This window comes from Nocardia sp. NPDC050413 (genome assembly GCF_040655475.1).
In the GTDB taxonomy this organism is placed as follows: Bacteria; Actinomycetota; Actinomycetes; order Mycobacteriales; family Mycobacteriaceae; genus Nocardia; species Nocardia coubleae.
The window spans coordinates 182,326-196,639 of sequence record NZ_JBFAJZ010000009.1 but is presented as its reverse complement, the minus strand read 5'-3'; the positions used below and the strand labels follow the sequence as shown (position 1 = coordinate 196,639).

Below are 14,314 nucleotides of genomic sequence, written 5' to 3'. Positions count from 1 at the left end.
CGCTGTCCGAATCGTCGGTTGCCTGCCGGTCGCTGAACATGCCGGTCGGTCGGATCGGTTTTCTGATCGGCCGGGGTGGGGAATCAGCGCGAGGATTGCCGACCGTGCCAAGCGTCGTGTCCAGCGCCTAAGCTGTCTGGGACGTAGCCGGATCATGACCGAGAGGTGTTTCTTCGATGGGATCCCGGACGGTGGTCGCCGACGTCGCCGACGAGCTGGCCCGCCGTGTCGCCACCGGCGAGTACCGGCCGGGCGAGCTGATGCCCTCGGTGCGCCAGGTCGCGGACGAATTCGGGATGAACCGGGCCACCGCCCAGCTCACCCTCGGCAGGCTCGAGTCCTACGGCTTCGTCGAGGCGCGCCGCGGCAAGGGCTTCACCATTCGCGATGTGCGCTCCGAAGGCGGGATGGACGCCTACCGGCACCTGTTCCGCTTCTCCCTGTCGGCGCCCGAGATCGCGGCGGAGATGTTCGCCGACATCGTCGAGGTGGAACGCGGCATCGTCCTCGAGGCGCTGCTCACCTACACCGGCGCGGCGAAAACGCTGGACCACCGCGAACTCGCCGCAACCGTCGACGAGCTCGAGGCGCTCGCCCGCCACGCCGTGCCCGACTATCCGCGCATCATCGCCACCGAGATCGCCCTGATCCGGCGGGTGCTCGGTGCGCTCGGGATGAGCATGCAACGCGCGGTGCTCAATACGATCGGTGACATGGTCGCCGAGGTGCCCGAGGCGGTCACCGCCTACTTCGCCGTCGCCGCCGACCTGCACGTGCTCGTCTGGCGTGCGCTGCTCGCGGTGTGGGAGTCGGGATCCGAGCCGACAGAGGCGCAATCGGCCCTGTTCGTCGACCTTTTCGCGCTGTACCACGAGAAGGTGATCGCCCGGTTCGACGATCTGCTCGGCATCACCGGAACCGCGGCCGAGGCCGAATCAGCCTGAGCTGTCTGGGTCGCCGTGGCGGCGGGCCTCGGCGGCGTGCCGCGCGTCGGCCGTGTGATGCCACGGCAGGTGCGCTCTGGGCACGATCGAATCGAGGATCGGTCCGACGTGCGGCGGGTAGGAGGCCCGCAGGCCCGAACCGACCATCACGCCGAGCGCGATCGACATCACCGACAGCAATGCCGAGGCAATCACTTCCAGCCCGCCGCTCGCGGCCCCACCGTGGGTGCGCATCACCAGCTCCGAGATGCCCGTGAGGCTGATGCCGCCGGGCACAAGCATCCAGAACGCGGGCAGGAACGCCACCTGCGTCGGCGGTGCGTTCTTGCGGTTCCGGATCAGGTAGGCCGCGGGCACGGCGACGAGCCCGCCGAGAAACGTGCCGGTCAGCGGACCCGACAGGGCCTTACCGGCGAACTGCGCGAGATAGGTGATGTAGAGGACGAGCAGCAGCCAGCCCACCGAATTCTGCGGTGCGCTCGACCGCCACGAATGCCCGTACCCGATCAGCAGCACCCCGAGCAGCGGTGCCCACCAACCCAATTGGGCCGAACTCACCGGAACCGTCTGCAACTGCCCGAGCAGACTGATGCCGACGAACAGTCCGAAGGCCAGCAGGAACAGCATGTTGATGCCGTAGACGAGCCGACTGGCCCCCGCCACCATCGACCCCGTCGACAGCTCGATCGTGCCGTTGGTGAGCATCGCCCCGGGCAGCAGCGTCGCAACGGCGGGGATCAGCAATTGCTGCGGCTGACCACCGGCCAGCGCCCCGGGAAACCCGAACGACAGCATCGCGACCACGGCCGCCGCGACCACCGGCAGCGACGACTTCAGCAGCCGGAACCGGTCGGCCAGCTGGGTGAGCAACCCGACGATCAGCCCGAGCACCACGTACCCGACCAGTGCCCGCGCCCCGGGATTGAGCATCATGCCGATCCCGACCGTCAGCACCACATGACCGAGCAGGATCACCAACGGCGGACTGCCCGGTTTCGCCGACAGGATCTTGTCGAGGTCGGCCGATGCCTCGGCGGGTGGCGGCGCGTCCTGCTCGATCTTGTCGATGAGCTTGTAGAGCCCGGCGATCTGGTCGAGTGGCAGGGTGCCCACCCGCGCGTCGAGCATGTCGACCGCGGAGCCCTCGTGCGTGCGAACGCGCACGAACACCGCCGTGGGCAGCACCATGAAATGGATGTTGTCGGTGGCGTATCGCTTGGACAGCCGGTCGAGGATCTGCTGCACACCCTGGGAGGTCTCGCCCGAGCCGACCAGCGCCACGCCGAGGCGGCACAGCAGGTTCAGCAGATCGGCCGGTACCGGTGGGTCGTCCACCGGCGCCGGCCGGCCGGGGTACTGGGCGCGGGTGGTCGCCACGGCCTCGGCGACCCGCTTGCGCGCCGCCGCCCACGTGCTGATCCTGTGTTCGGAAGCCATGTCACCGCCGTCCGCAACCGTTGGGCACTGTGCACCTGGGTGAGATACCGCGAGTCTAGGCGAGCAGTGCCGTCGCGACGGTGTGGCGCCGGCAACCCACCGGCATCCGGACGGTCAGGAGTTCAGGGTGCTGAGCCGATCGCACGCGGTGACGTATTCGTTCACCAGTCGCTCGATCACGTCGGCGCTGCGCTCCACCTTGTTCATCATGCCGACCACCTGGCCCACCGGATTGAAGTTCACGTCCTTGGCGGCCTCGGGGTAGCGGTGGCCGCGCTTGACGCCGTCGAGGGCCACCATCATCTGCAGCGGCATCGGCAGCGGGTCGGGAGTGTCGGTCGATTCCCAGGCGTCGGTCCAGTCGTTGCGCAGCATGCGGCACGGCTTGCCCGTCCACGACCGCGAGCGGATGGTGGAGTGGCTGTCGGCCTCGAGGTAGGTCTCCATCTGCGCGGGCGGCACATTGGCCTCCTCGACGGTGAGCCACAGCGAGCCCGTCCACGCCCCCGCCGCGCCCATCGCCAGCGCCGCGGCGACCTGCGCGCCGTTGCCGATACCACCGGCGGCCAGCACCGGCGTGTCGCCGATCGCCTCGATCACCTGCGGCCACAGCACCAGCGAGGACACCTCGCCGCAGTGCCCGCCACCCTCGGTGCCCTGACACACGACGAAGTCGAGGCCCGCGGCCTTGTGGTTCATCGCGTGCTTGACCGAACCGCACAGCGCGCCGATCACCCGGCCGGAGTCCTGGATGCGCTTGATGACGTCGTCGGGCGGGGTGCCGAGCGCGTTGGCGACGAGCTTGGCCTTGGGATGGTTCAGGATGACGTCGACCTGCGGGCCCGCGGTGGTCGCGGTCCAGCCGAGCAGCTCGTTGTGGTGTTCGCCGTCGGGCAGCGGCGGCACATTGTGGTCGGAAAGGATCTGCTGGGCGAAGTCGCGATGGCCCTGCGGAACCATCTGCGCCAGTTGCTTTTCCAGCTGCTCGGGGGTCAGGCCGTCGACACCCTTGCCCTCGTACTTCGAGGGGATCACCAGGTCGACGCCGTAGATGCCGTTGACGTGTTCATCGAGCCAAGCCAGCTCCACCTCGAGCTGTTCGGCGGTGAAGCCGACCGCGCCGAGCACCCCGAGTCCGCCCGCATTGCTCACCGCCGCCACGACGTCGCGGCAGTGGGTGAAGGCGAAGATCGGGAATTCGATGCCGAGCTGTTCGCAGAATTCGGTACGCATACCGAACTGTAACACGTTCTAGTTTGGTGGAGAATGCCCAATTTCTAGAGTGCCGCGTCCTCCAGCGCCGACAGCGAATCCTCCAGGTGGTCGAGCAATCGATGCAGGTCGGGCAGGGTGCGACGGCAGCCGACCAGGCCGAAATCGAGGTTGTCGGCATTGGAGGTGAGGGTGATGTTCACGGCCTGGCTGTCCAGTGGGATGGAGAGCGGGAAGACCGCGTCCAGGCGCGCGCCGTTCCAGTACATCGATTCGCGCGGACCGGGCACATTGGAGATGACGATGTTGAACGGCGGCGCCGTCATCGACGCGAACCCCGGGAGCAGCATCGCCGCCATCGGGCTCACCACCGCCCCGGACACAGCGAGCGTCTGCAGCGGACCGAGGCCGTGATACACCTGCTTGTTGCGCCGCATCGAATCACTCACCACCCGAAGGCGTTCCGCCGGATCCTCGATATCGGTACCGAGATTACACAGCAGCGCAGCCACTTTCACGCCCTGCGTGTCGACATCGTCCTCGTCGCGCAACGACACCGGGACCATCGCGATCAGCGGCTTGTCCGGTAAGGCGTTGTGCTCCAGGAGATATGCGCGCAGCGCGCCCGCCGACATCGCGAGCACCACATCGTTGAGGGTGGTGCCGGTCGCCTTCTTCACCTGCTTGAGCCGGTCCATCGACCAGCTGCGCACCGCGCACTTGCGGGCGCCACCGATCGGCACGTTGAGCAGGGTGCGCGGCGCCTCGAACGGCAGGGTGAGCTGCTGCTCGAGCAGTCCGGTCCTGGTGGCTTTCAGCAGCGCGGCCGCCGAGGAACTCGCCGACGACAGCGCGCCGAGCAGACCCGTCTTCGGCTGCGCGGTCCGCGGTGTGCGCTCCTTACGTGGCAGGTTCCACGGAACCGTCACATCGGTGGCGAACGGGTCGGTGGTGAGGGTGCGCTGCATGATCCGCTGTGCGGAGACGCCGTCGATCAGTGCGTGGTGCATCTTCGCGTACAGCGCGAAGCGGCCGTCGGCCAGACCCTCGATGAAATGCATCTCCCACATCGGGCGGTGCCGGTCGAGCAATGCGCTGTGCAAGCTCGAGACGTGGTCGAGCAACTGGTCCATCCCGCCGGGCGCGGGCAGTGCGCTGTGCTGCACGTGGTAATCCAGGTCGACCTGGTCGTCCTGGGTCCACGCCAGCTGCGGAGCACCCAGCCAGGTGGCCGGCCGCCTGCTGAAGGTGGGCCGAACGGTGTTGTCGGCCAGTAAGGTTTCGCGCAGTTCGCGAAGATAGTCGGGCCCGGCATCCTCGGGCGGTTCGAACAGTTGCAGTGACCCGACGTGCATCGGGTGCTCCCGAGATTCCGCGAGCAAGAACAGCGCATCCAACGGCGCTATGAGATCCATGCGAGATCGCCCCCTGAGGACAGGTGATGGCAAAGACTTCAGAATCGACCACGCTGTCGGGTACGGCACCCCTGCGTGCCGTATATCCACGCTACCCGGTGGTCCGGGGTGCCGTCAGCCGAACGTCGCGACCATGCCGAACTCCACAGCGCACAACTGCTTCGCTTCGTCGTGGGAAACAGCGGTCCGGATGGGCTGGCCTGGGTTCCACCGAGCTGCGAAATCAGCGCGCCCGTCGGTCTCGCATGCGATCGAGGATCAGGCCCTGACCGTTTCGGCTTCGCGTGGGTCGATCGCGTCGCGCGGATCGTTGTCCGGGTTTTCGGCCGGGTGCTGTGATTCCGCGATCGCCTGAGTCTCGGGGGAGTGTTCAGGTTGGGACTGGGTGCCATCGGATTGCTGTGGCACGGACTGCAGTTGCTCCGTCACCTGCTCCGACTCGGGCTCCTCGGAATCTTCTGTCGGCGACGGGGTTTCGGCAACCACCCGCATCGGGGCCGGAGCCGGTTCCGCGCCTACGGTTTTCGAGGCGATCTCGATCCCGAGTTCGATCCGGGTGGTCTCCACCAGCGCCCGCTCCTGCTCGGCCGCATGACGCATCGCCTTCTGCCACAGCGACGCCATCTCCTCGAGCTCCTCCACCGTCGCCTCCACATCGATATGGAGCTTCAGGCGCTGCATGGTGATGTGCTGGGCGGCGGTGAGCGTGCGCAGCAGGTCTTCGCACTTGTTCGGGATGCGGCGATGGGCCACCACCCGCAACCGGGTGAGCATGGCGCTCGGGCGATCCCAGATCACCTTGTGGATCTGCGCGCCCACATTGTCGATCTCGTCGACGGTGAGCAGTTCCCAATCCCCACAGCTGGCCAGATCGGCCCGCACCGACGCCGAGGTCTCCAGGATCGAAGCGACCGCGGCGAGCACTGCCTCGCGCCGCCACGCCTCGTGATCGCGTTGGTCACCGACCATGTTCGACAGCTCGACGTGGCGTTGCGCGGCGTCGAGCGCCTGCCTGCCACGCTCGTCGGCCGCCGCGAGTGCATCGCGGTGGGTTCGGTTGTTGGCGATCACGCCGACCAGAACTGCGCCGGCGACGGGGAGCGAGCCGAGGAGTGGGAGCCACTGAGTCACCCGCCGATCATTGCACCGAGGCCCGTCACAGTCACCATGATCGGCGCGTCGGACCGCGATGTCGGTGCGTTCCCGGTGGGCGCGGACACGAAAAACCCGGTGCGACACGAGGTCACACCGGGTTCTTCGGCGTCGATCAGTTCGTCGCGGTGGTGGACGGCTCGACAGTGGTGCTCGGCGCGACCGTGGTGGTCGGCGCGACCGTTGTGCTCGGCGCGGGCGCCTGGGTGGTGGTTTCCGGGGCGGCGGCCTGGTTGGTCGCCGGTTCTTCGGTGGTGGTCGGCGGGGCCGTCGTGGTGGACGGTGCGACCGTCGACGATTCGACGGTGGTCGTCGGCTTCGACGTGCTGGTCGCCGCCTTCGACGTGCTCGACGTGGGCTCGGCGACCTTGGACGTGCTCGGCGCCGCCGAGGTGGTCGTGGTCGCGGGCTTGGTCGGCGCGGCGAGCGCGGCCGTCACATCGGAGTCCTCCGGAGCCGACTTCGCGTCGACCGTCTCGCCCGCCTGCGCCTGCTTGGCCAGGTGCGTCAGCCAGGCGGCGGCGTACTCCGCCGAGGTCAGCGGCTTACCGTTGGCCGCATCGGAATCGCGCCAGTAGTCGAAGTGATGACCGGTGCCGTTGGGGCCGAGGGTGAGCTGGTACGGATCGCTCAGCGCGACCGGGATGGTGTTCTGGTTCGTCACGATCAGCCCGATGATCTCGTTGAACACCTTCTGCGGCAGGTACGCCAGCGGCGAGACCTTCTCGGCCGCAATCGTGTCCGCCTTCGCGGGCGCCTTGGTCTCGCCCGGCTTGTAATCCGGGTCCGACACCTTCAGCAGCACATCGAGGAAGGTTTCGTCGCTGGCCATCCAGTTCGGGTTCGCGGCGATATCGGAGAAGGCGGCCATCGCGATCCGGCCGAGGGTGAACGCCATGTCCTGGCCCGTCGCCGGGGTGAGACCGTCGCGCTGCAGATCGTCGACATTGATCTGCCTGCCCACGTTGGCGGCCAGTTGCAGCAGCGAAATGTTCTCCGGCGCGGCGCAAGTCAGGTCGCCCTCGGAGCAGAACGAGGCGATCTTGCCGTTGAGGGCGCCGAAGTCGCCGCCCGTGGTCACGCCCTTGCCCGAGATCGGCTTCGTGCCGTCCTGGTACTTCTGGTCGAAACCGTCCGGGTTGGCGAACGGGTCCTCGGCGCCGATGAACGGGCCCTCGCCGGCACCGCGACCGGCATCGGCGAACATGACCACGCCGAGCACGTCGTCGGGGTCGACTACTCCGTAGCCGTCCGCCGGGTCGTCGTTGCCGATGCCCTCGGCGACGCGGCGAACCACGTCGGCACCTTCGCTGTAGCCGACGATGGAGAACTTGGTGTCCGGGCACGCCGCGGAGATCTCCCGCATCACGCGCTGGGTGTTGGCGACACCCGCGTTCACCGCGTCCTCGTAGGTCGACATGTCCGCCGGATAGGCGATGTACACCGCCGCGTACTGGCCTTCGGCCAGATCGTCACGTGGCGCGTTCACCACCGGGTCGACCCACACACTGCTGTGGTCGCCCGACAGCGCGGCGGGCAGCGGGTTGCCGTTGGCGTCGAGCAGCATGGCGGTGGTGCCCTCGACGGGGGTGTCGTTGCGTCCGGCCACCGAGATGGTCACCATCTCGCGGCACTCGGTCACCGATGTGGTGAGGGTGTATTCGGGGGAGGCGGGCTTCGATGTCACCGCGAACGACGCGGCGACGATGGCCGCGACCCCCAACGCCGCAGGCGCGGCAACAGCAGAAGCGATGCGATGTTTCGCGAGAAACGCACGCAGATTCATATGTTGATCCCGTTCGAACGACCTACAGGTGGGCAGGCCCCCCGACGGGCCGCATGTCACGAAACATGTCGCCCCCACCTGCAAGATCGTTACTGCGGCGTACGGGACCGTATGCCCCCATTTCCGTGGTCATGTGGGCTCGCTATCGCCGTGAGGGTGATGGCGCGGGCCGGGTGATAGCGTCCGAATGGAACAATGGCGACGTGAACCGACCCGTCATCCCCAGGTAGGACTATGACCTCGCACCTCCCGGCCGACACCGTGCACCTCGCGCTGCTGCCCGGCTTCCTCGACCCGGTGAACCTGCTCAACTCCTTCGGCACCTGGATGCTCGCCGGGCTCCTGCTGGTGGTGTTCATCGAGTCCGGGTTGCTGTTCCCGCTGCTGCCCGGCGATTCCCTGCTGTTCACCGCCGGGTTGATCGCGGCGTCGAAGTCGACCGAGATCGAACCGTTCGCGCCGATCGGGGTGCTGCTCGTGCTGATCCCCGTCGCCGCGATCCTCGGCGATCAGGTCGGGTACGTGATCGGTGCGCGCGGTGGGACCGCGTTGTTCAAGAGCAACGACGCCCGGTTCTTCAAGAAGCGCTATATCGACGAATCCCACGAATTCTTCGAAAAGCACGGACCGATCACCATCGTGCTCGCCCGCTTCGTCCCCATCGTGCGCACCTTCGCGCCCGTGGTGGCAGGTGCGTCCGGCATGCGGTACCGGACGTTCCTCGTCTACAACGTGGTCGGCGGTATCGCCTGGGGTTCCGGTGTCACCTATCTCGGCTTCCTGCTCGGTCAGATCGCCGTCGTCCGCGACAATGTCGACCTGATCTTCCTGCTCATCGTCGCCGTCTCCGTGCTGCCGATCGTCGTCGAGGTCGTCAAGCGGATGCGGCGCAAGGGTTCTCCCGACGAAGACCCCACCGAGCGCGTCAACTCCTGACCGGCCGGCCGGGAAGTTCGTCGCTTCCCGGCCCCGTCGGCCTCATCCGGCGATTTCGCGCACCGAATCCGCGATCGCCCGGAAATCCTTCCGCAGGATCGCACCGTGATTGCTCGGCACCTTCGCACCGAGCTCGATGTTCTCGTTGCGGGCGACAGCCGAATCCAACCCCTTGCGGATCTTCTCCTGCTCGTCCTTCTTGCTGCCGAACGACGTCCCCGAAGCGATCACGTACCGCACCGGAACTGTGATCGCGTCCAGCACCGGACCCAGCGCACTCTCCCGCGAGAGTTTCCCGAGCTCGATATTGCTCTCGGCCTGCTCGGCCGCTGACAACCGCGGCGTCAACCCCGTCGGCCGCAGCAACAGCATCACCCAGTTCAATCGCTTGAACAGTTTCCGGATCCGCTGCTCCATCGCGTCGTCGAGCCAGTCGTACGGAAACGCGCCGTCCACGAGCACCGCCCCGATGGTGCGCTCCGGATTCCGTTGCGCCCAGTGCGCTCCCACGACCGCGCCATAGGACCACGCCACGACAATGGCCCGCTCCACACCCCTGGCCGCGAGCACGGCATCCACATCCCGCACCGCCGCCTCGAACGAGTAATCCTTGGATGTCTTGGACTTCCGCCCACGCCCCCGCTCGTCGAAGGTGATGTGCCGGAACCCGTCACCCAGTTCGGCAATGGTCTTCTTCCAGTAACCCTGGGTAGCGAACTGCCCGTTCAGGTAGATCACCGGAATCCCGTCGCCACCAGTGTCGGTCACGGCCAGAGCGGTGTCGTCCACCTCGACCATGCCGCTCCACGCATTACCCCGAGTAGTTCCCTGAGCAGTCATCGCTCTTGCCTTTCAGTCGTTCTCGCCGTTACGAGAACCACTGTCACGCCGTCCCCTGATACCGCCCTGACATCCCACCTACACGCCCGCTGACACGCCCGCTGACACGCACGGCGCATGACTAGGTCACCACAGCTGTCCAAGTCGGCTCCTAGTGCCTTCCAAACCTCGGGGAGCATCCTCGGAATACACGAGAAGTCCCAGGAAGGAAGCCGAAATGCTTGTTACGACCGGCCAGATCATCGCCACCATCGCCGTCCTTGCCAATGCCGTCGTCTACGGCACCGATGTCTGTGGAGCGGTGATCATGCGCTCGGTGTACCGGAAGCTCGACGACGCGACGGTCACCGTGAGTGCGGGATGGGGTCACTACTACGGCGACAAGCGCATGCCGGTCATCGGCGCCGGAGGCATAGTGACCGCGGTGCTCACCCTGCTGATCGCGCTACTGGCCGGCCAGCTAGGCGCCGCCGTCGCCGCGGCAATCACGGTGGCCGCTCTATTCACCTGGCTCGCCCTCTACGTGCGCATCGCCAAGCCGATCAATTCCCAGCAGACCGCCGCCGCTCTGTCGGGCATCATTCCGCCGGATGCCCGGGCGCTGCAAAACAAGTGGGACAGCATCCTGAAGTATCGAGTCACCCTGCAGTTCACCGCCATCGCAGGCCTGTGCACCGCACTGATCCTGTTCTGATCCGAATTCACCGAGGCGAAAAGGGACGCAAGAATGTCTTCTGGGTAAGCGCACCGCCGAAAAACGTTGCGTCCCTTCGCTCCGAAAGCCCTGACACCATGAAATCCGCACTACTGCGCGCGCTCGCCTTGCTCGCCACCGGCCTACTCGTCGGCGCCTTCGGTTACGGCGCCGCGAATCTCATCCCGACGTTCCACCGGGTGCCACTACAGATGCGCCTCGAATTCCATACCGAGCTGATGCGCAACAACAGCATCAGCATGCAACTCACCATGGCCGTTGCCGCACTGAGCTGCCTCGCCCTCGCCGTGGTGTCAGCCCATCGTGACCGTCTACTCGCCGCTGCGGCAACGGTATTCGTGATCAGTTCGTTCCTGATCACTCGCCTCGGCAACGTGCCGATCAACCACCGGATCAACGACTGGGCGCGCAACGGCGTCTCCGCCGACTACGCCACCCTGCTCACCCGCTGGGACATCTTCCATTTCCTGCGCACCGGAACAGCATTGGTGGCATTCATGCTGATCATCACGCTGGTGGTGGCAGCGCCGAGGAAGCGGTAGGACGGTGCGCGCGACGACTCCCCGCGCACCGGTCAGCCGCGCGCCATATCCACGAACCGGCTCAAATGCAGCTGGTGCGCAACGGTGATCGTGGCCGTCGGACCATTACGGTGCTTGCCGACGATGAGGTCGGCTTCGCCGCCGCGCGGGTCGTCGCGCTCGAACGCGTCCGGGCGGTGCAGCAGGATGACCATGTCGGCGTCCTGCTCGAGCGAGCCGGACTCGCGGAGGTCGGACACCATGGGGCGCTTGTCGGTTCGCTGTTCCGGACCACGGTTCAGCTGGGAAATCGCGATCACGGGAACTTCGAGTTCCTTCGCGAGCAGCTTGAGGTGACGCGAGAATTCCGAGACTTCCTGCTGCCGCGACTCGACCTTCTTACCCGAGCTCATCAGCTGCAGGTAGTCCACCACAACGAGTTTCAGATCATGACGCTGCTTGAGCCGCCGTGCCTTCGCCCGGATTTCCATCATCGTCAGGTTCGGCGAATCATCCACGAACAGCGGCGCCTCACTGATCTCACTCATCCGCCGAGCCAGCTTCGTCCAGTCGTCATCACTCATCCGCCCGGACCGCATATCGCCCAGCTTGATCTTCGCCTCAGCCGAAAGCAGACGCATCACAATCTCGGTCCGGCTCATTTCGAGCGAGAAAATAACACTGGCCATGCCGTGCTTGATAGAGCAACTGCGCATGAAATCCATTCCAAGGGTCGATTTACCGACACCAGGCCTCGCGGCGACGATGATCATCTGACCCGGGTGCAGACCGTTGGTGAGCTCGTCCAGTTCGGTGAAGCCCGTGGGGACGCCGAGGGAGATTCCGCCTCGGGAGGCGATGGAGTCGATTTCGTCCATCGTCGGCTGGAGGAGTTCTTCGAGGGGGGTGAAGTCCTCGGTGGTGCGGCGTTCGGTGACCTCGTAGATCTCGGCCTGGGCGCGGTCGACGACCTCGGCGACGTCCTGGCCGTCGGCGCCCGCGTAGCCGAACTGGACGATACGGGTGCCCGCTTCGACGAGGCGGCGCAGGATGGCCTTCTCGGCGACGATCTCGGCGTAGAACCCGGCGTTGGCGGCGGTGGGGACGGTCTGGGTGAGCGTCACCAGATAGGCGGGGCCGCCGATGCGTTTGAGCTCGCCACGGCGGTCGAGGCCGGCGGCGACGGTGACGGGGTCGGCGGGTTCGCCGCGACCGTACAGGTCGAGGATGGTGTCGTAGACGGCCTGGTGGGCGGGGCGGTAGAAGTCGCCGGGACGCAGCACCTCCACCACATCGGCGATGGCGTCCTTGCTGAGCAGCATGCCGCCGAGGACGGACTGTTCGGCAGCCATGTCGTGCGGGGGTTGACGGCCGAAGTCCTCGCCCGGGGGCTCGGGTGGAAACTCGGTATGCGCGCGGTCACCGGTGGTAGTCACCAGAATCGACCGTCCTCTCTGCCCGCAGAACCGGGGGTTTCACATCGATGTACTCGTTGTACTCCCGGGCACCGACACGAGTGCCAGCAATCGGTTCCCTGCACGATTCCCGGGGTCACGTGCGAGGCGATGCGATGAACCTAGGCGACGTTTTCGAGCCACGCCAAACCGACATGTGCACACAACTGTGGATAACTTGGGGGTAGTTCACCTGTTGTTGTGCAGCCCCTGTGGAAAACGTGGGGAAAACCCAGGTCAGTGCGGTAGAACGCCCTGATAGATCGCCCTTTACCAGACTTCGGCCCTGTGGATTAAAGAAGTTGCGGCGTGTCGGCGAACGTGAACAACCGGGCGTGTTGGGTAAACAGCGGGCGTTCACGTTATGACCGGAGTCACAATTCTGCCGGTCGGTTTCCTCGGTAATCCACAGGCTGAATAACAGGAGGTCAGGCAGTTGCCGACTGTGGGCTGGGTTACCCGACCACAACGAACCCGAATCTCGGCTACTCGCCAGCTATCGGAGAAGATCCCTCGACAAGGGCAGCAGAAACCACCCCCGTGACAACACGGGGGTGGTTTCCGGCGAAACTAGTTCGCAGTGACCTCGAGGTCGAACTTGGCAACCACATCGGGGTGCAGGTGCACCACGATGCCGTGCTTGCCGGTCGCCTTGATGTGCGACTTCGGCAGCTCGATGCTGCGCTTGTCGACCACGGGGCCACCGGCGGCCTTGATGGCCGAGGCCACGTCGGCGGTGGTGACCGAACCGAACAGCTTGCCGCTGTCGGCGGTCTTCACGGCCAGCGAGACACCCGTCAGGCCCTCGATGGCCTGCTTCAGCTCGTTGGCGTGATCCAGGTCGCGCACCTTGCGGGCGTCCTGGGCGCGGCGGATGCCGTCGACCTGCTTCTGGGCGCCACGGGTGGCCTGGATGGCCAGACCGCGGGGCAGCAGGAAGTTGCGGCCGTAGCCGTCCTTGACCTCGACAAGGTCGCCGGGGGCGCCGAGATTGTCGACATCAGCAGTGAGGATGAGCTTCATCTGTCCGACTCCCTTTCTCAGCGAGCAGTCGACACGTAAGGCAGCAGAGCCACCTCACGCGAGTTCTTGACGGCAACGGCGATGTCACGCTGGTGCTGCACGCAGTTGCCGGTGACGCGGCGGGCGCGGATCTTGCCGCGATCGCTGACGTACTTACGCAGCAGCGTGGTGTCCTTGTAATCGATATTGACGATTCCGGACTTGCTTTCCTTGCAGAAAGCGCAGGCCTTCTTCTTCAGTACCTTTTCGCGCGCGGGCGCTTTAGGCATGGTTTTCTCTCCGTACTATGAGTGCCGTTCGATCAGAACGGCGGTTCGTCATCCATGCGGCCGCCGCCCCCGAAGGAGCCGGCCGCGGGCGCGCTACCCCACGGGTCGTCGTCGCCGGCATTACCTGCCGGGCGTCCACCACCACTGTTGGCGTTGTAGCCGCCTGCGCTTGCACCACCACCGGCATTACCGGAACCACCACCGAAGCCACCGCCTCCGCCACCACGACCGGCCTTGGAGACCTTCGCGGTCGCGTACCGCAGCGACGGGCCGACTTCGTCGACCTCGAGCTCGACGACCGTGCGCTTCTCACCCTCGCGGGTTTCGTAGGAGCGCTGCTTGAGCCGTCCGCTCACGATCACGCGAGCGCCTCGGGTCAGGCTTTCGGCGACGTTCTCCGCTGCTTCGCGCCAGATGTTGCAGCGCAGAAACAGTGCCTCGCCGTCTTTCCATTCGTTCGAATTGCGATCGAACACACGGGGAGTCGAAGCGACGGTGAAATTCGCCACCGCTGCGCCCGCGGGCGTGAAACGAAGCTCGGGGTCTGCCGTCAAGTTTCCGATGACGGTGATGACCGTGTCGCCTGCCATGGGGTTCCTCCTGCTCGGGG

The 14,314-nt window shown here is 66.0% G+C and carries 14 protein-coding genes; 4 read left to right on the top strand and 10 right to left on the bottom strand.

Annotation, left to right across the window (positions count from 1 at the left end; genetic code table 11):
* Positions 1 to 176: 176 nt before the first annotated feature.
* Positions 177 to 944: a GntR family transcriptional regulator gene (locus AB0I19_RS21710; RefSeq protein WP_357150735.1), complete on the top strand. Its 768-nt coding sequence runs from the start codon at positions 177 to 179 to the stop codon at positions 942 to 944.
* Here the strand turns inward: AB0I19_RS21710 and AB0I19_RS21705 are convergent.
* The 5 genes from AB0I19_RS21705 to AB0I19_RS21685 form a co-directional block, all read right to left on the bottom strand.
* On the bottom strand, positions 936 to 2,381 hold the full coding sequence (locus AB0I19_RS21705; protein ID WP_357150734.1) for a threonine/serine exporter family protein: 1,446 nt from the start codon (positions 2,379 to 2,381) through the stop codon (positions 936 to 938). The genes AB0I19_RS21710 and AB0I19_RS21705 overlap by 9 nt on opposite strands.
* Before the next feature lie 114 nt (positions 2,382 to 2,495).
* Positions 2,496 to 3,614, bottom strand: coding sequence for a nitronate monooxygenase family protein (locus tag AB0I19_RS21700; RefSeq protein WP_067497251.1), 1,119 nt, complete (start codon positions 3,612 to 3,614; stop codon positions 2,496 to 2,498).
* A gap of 44 nt (positions 3,615 to 3,658) precedes the next feature.
* Positions 3,659 to 5,008 (bottom strand): wax ester/triacylglycerol synthase family O-acyltransferase, encoded by a 1,350-nt coding sequence (locus tag AB0I19_RS21695; RefSeq protein ID WP_357150733.1) that lies wholly within the window; start codon positions 5,006 to 5,008, stop codon positions 3,659 to 3,661.
* Positions 5,009 to 5,266: 258 nt separating this feature from the next.
* A complete protein-coding gene (locus tag AB0I19_RS21690) occupies positions 5,267 to 6,139 on the bottom strand; it encodes a hypothetical protein (protein WP_357150732.1) in 873 nt (290 codons plus the stop codon).
* Positions 6,140 to 6,275: 136 nt separating this feature from the next.
* Positions 6,276 to 7,946, bottom strand: coding sequence for a cutinase family protein (locus AB0I19_RS21685; RefSeq protein ID WP_357150731.1), 1,671 nt, complete (start codon positions 7,944 to 7,946; stop codon positions 6,276 to 6,278).
* A gap of 234 nt (positions 7,947 to 8,180) precedes the next feature.
* Here AB0I19_RS21685 and AB0I19_RS21680 point away from each other — a divergent pair, with 234 nt between their 5' ends.
* Positions 8,181 to 8,882: a VTT domain-containing protein gene (locus tag AB0I19_RS21680; protein WP_357150730.1), complete on the top strand. Its 702-nt coding sequence runs from the start codon at positions 8,181 to 8,183 to the stop codon at positions 8,880 to 8,882.
* A gap of 42 nt (positions 8,883 to 8,924) precedes the next feature.
* Here the strand turns inward: AB0I19_RS21680 and AB0I19_RS21675 are convergent, their stop codons facing one another.
* Positions 8,925 to 9,680 carry an alpha/beta hydrolase gene (locus tag AB0I19_RS21675; protein WP_357150729.1) on the bottom strand — a complete coding sequence of 252 codons (756 nt, stop codon included), beginning with the start codon at positions 9,678 to 9,680 and terminating at the stop codon, positions 8,925 to 8,927.
* A gap of 259 nt (positions 9,681 to 9,939) precedes the next feature.
* On the opposite strand from AB0I19_RS21675, the gene AB0I19_RS21670 reads away from it, so the two are divergent.
* On the top strand, positions 9,940 to 10,416 hold the full coding sequence (locus tag AB0I19_RS21670) for a DUF1772 domain-containing protein (protein WP_357150728.1): 477 nt from the start codon (positions 9,940 to 9,942) through the stop codon (positions 10,414 to 10,416).
* Between the two features lie 98 nt (positions 10,417 to 10,514).
* The gene (locus AB0I19_RS21665; protein ID WP_357150727.1) at positions 10,515 to 10,979 is read left to right on the top strand and encodes a DUF1772 domain-containing protein; all 465 of its coding nucleotides are present in this window, start codon (positions 10,515 to 10,517) and stop codon (positions 10,977 to 10,979) included.
* A gap of 32 nt (positions 10,980 to 11,011) precedes the next feature.
* On the opposite strand, the gene dnaB is transcribed toward AB0I19_RS21665, so the two are convergent.
* The 4 genes from dnaB to AB0I19_RS21645 all read right to left on the bottom strand — a co-directional run bounded on the left by dnaB (position 11,012) and on the right by AB0I19_RS21645 (position 14,294).
* Positions 11,012 to 12,394, bottom strand: coding sequence for a replicative DNA helicase (gene dnaB, locus AB0I19_RS21660; RefSeq protein WP_157105125.1), 1,383 nt, complete (start codon positions 12,392 to 12,394; stop codon positions 11,012 to 11,014).
* A gap of 588 nt (positions 12,395 to 12,982) precedes the next feature.
* Positions 12,983 to 13,435, bottom strand: coding sequence for a 50S ribosomal protein L9 (gene rplI, locus AB0I19_RS21655; RefSeq protein WP_067497239.1), 453 nt, complete (start codon positions 13,433 to 13,435; stop codon positions 12,983 to 12,985).
* A 17-nt stretch (positions 13,436 to 13,452) separates the two neighbouring features.
* Entirely contained in the window at positions 13,453 to 13,704 is a 252-nt protein-coding gene (gene rpsR, locus AB0I19_RS21650; protein WP_067497238.1) for a 30S ribosomal protein S18, read from the bottom strand.
* A gap of 32 nt (positions 13,705 to 13,736) precedes the next feature.
* Positions 13,737 to 14,294 (bottom strand): single-stranded DNA-binding protein, encoded by a 558-nt coding sequence (locus AB0I19_RS21645; protein ID WP_067497236.1) that lies wholly within the window; start codon positions 14,292 to 14,294, stop codon positions 13,737 to 13,739.
* Between the last annotated feature and the right edge of the window lie 20 nt (positions 14,295 to 14,314).

Excerpts from the sequence above, each read along its gene's own strand:
- AB0I19_RS21710 (WP_357150735.1), top strand. The coding sequence starts at position 177 with ATGGGATCCCGGACGGTGGTCGCCGACGTCGCCGACGAGCTGGCCCGC.
- AB0I19_RS21705 (WP_357150734.1), bottom strand. The coding sequence starts at position 2,381 with ATGGCTTCCGAACACAGGATCAGCACGTGGGCGGCGGCGCGCAAGCGG.
- AB0I19_RS21700 (WP_067497251.1), bottom strand. The coding sequence starts at position 3,614 with ATGCGTACCGAATTCTGCGAACAGCTCGGCATCGAATTCCCGATCTTC.
- AB0I19_RS21695 (WP_357150733.1), bottom strand. The coding sequence starts at position 5,008 with ATGGATCTCATAGCGCCGTTGGATGCGCTGTTCTTGCTCGCGGAATCT.
- AB0I19_RS21685 (WP_357150731.1), bottom strand. The coding sequence starts at position 7,946 with ATGAATCTGCGTGCGTTTCTCGCGAAACATCGCATCGCTTCTGCTGTT.
- AB0I19_RS21680 (WP_357150730.1), top strand. The coding sequence starts at position 8,181 with ATGACCTCGCACCTCCCGGCCGACACCGTGCACCTCGCGCTGCTGCCC.
- AB0I19_RS21675 (WP_357150729.1), bottom strand. The coding sequence starts at position 9,680 with ATGGTCGAGGTGGACGACACCGCTCTGGCCGTGACCGACACTGGTGGC.
- AB0I19_RS21670 (WP_357150728.1), top strand. The coding sequence starts at position 9,940 with ATGCTTGTTACGACCGGCCAGATCATCGCCACCATCGCCGTCCTTGCC.
- AB0I19_RS21665 (WP_357150727.1), top strand. The coding sequence starts at position 10,515 with ATGAAATCCGCACTACTGCGCGCGCTCGCCTTGCTCGCCACCGGCCTA.
- rplI (WP_067497239.1), bottom strand. The coding sequence starts at position 13,435 with ATGAAGCTCATCCTCACTGCTGATGTCGACAATCTCGGCGCCCCCGGC.
- rpsR (WP_067497238.1), bottom strand. The coding sequence starts at position 13,704 with ATGCCTAAAGCGCCCGCGCGCGAAAAGGTACTGAAGAAGAAGGCCTGC.
- AB0I19_RS21645 (WP_067497236.1), bottom strand. The coding sequence starts at position 14,294 with ATGGCAGGCGACACGGTCATCACCGTCATCGGAAACTTGACGGCAGAC.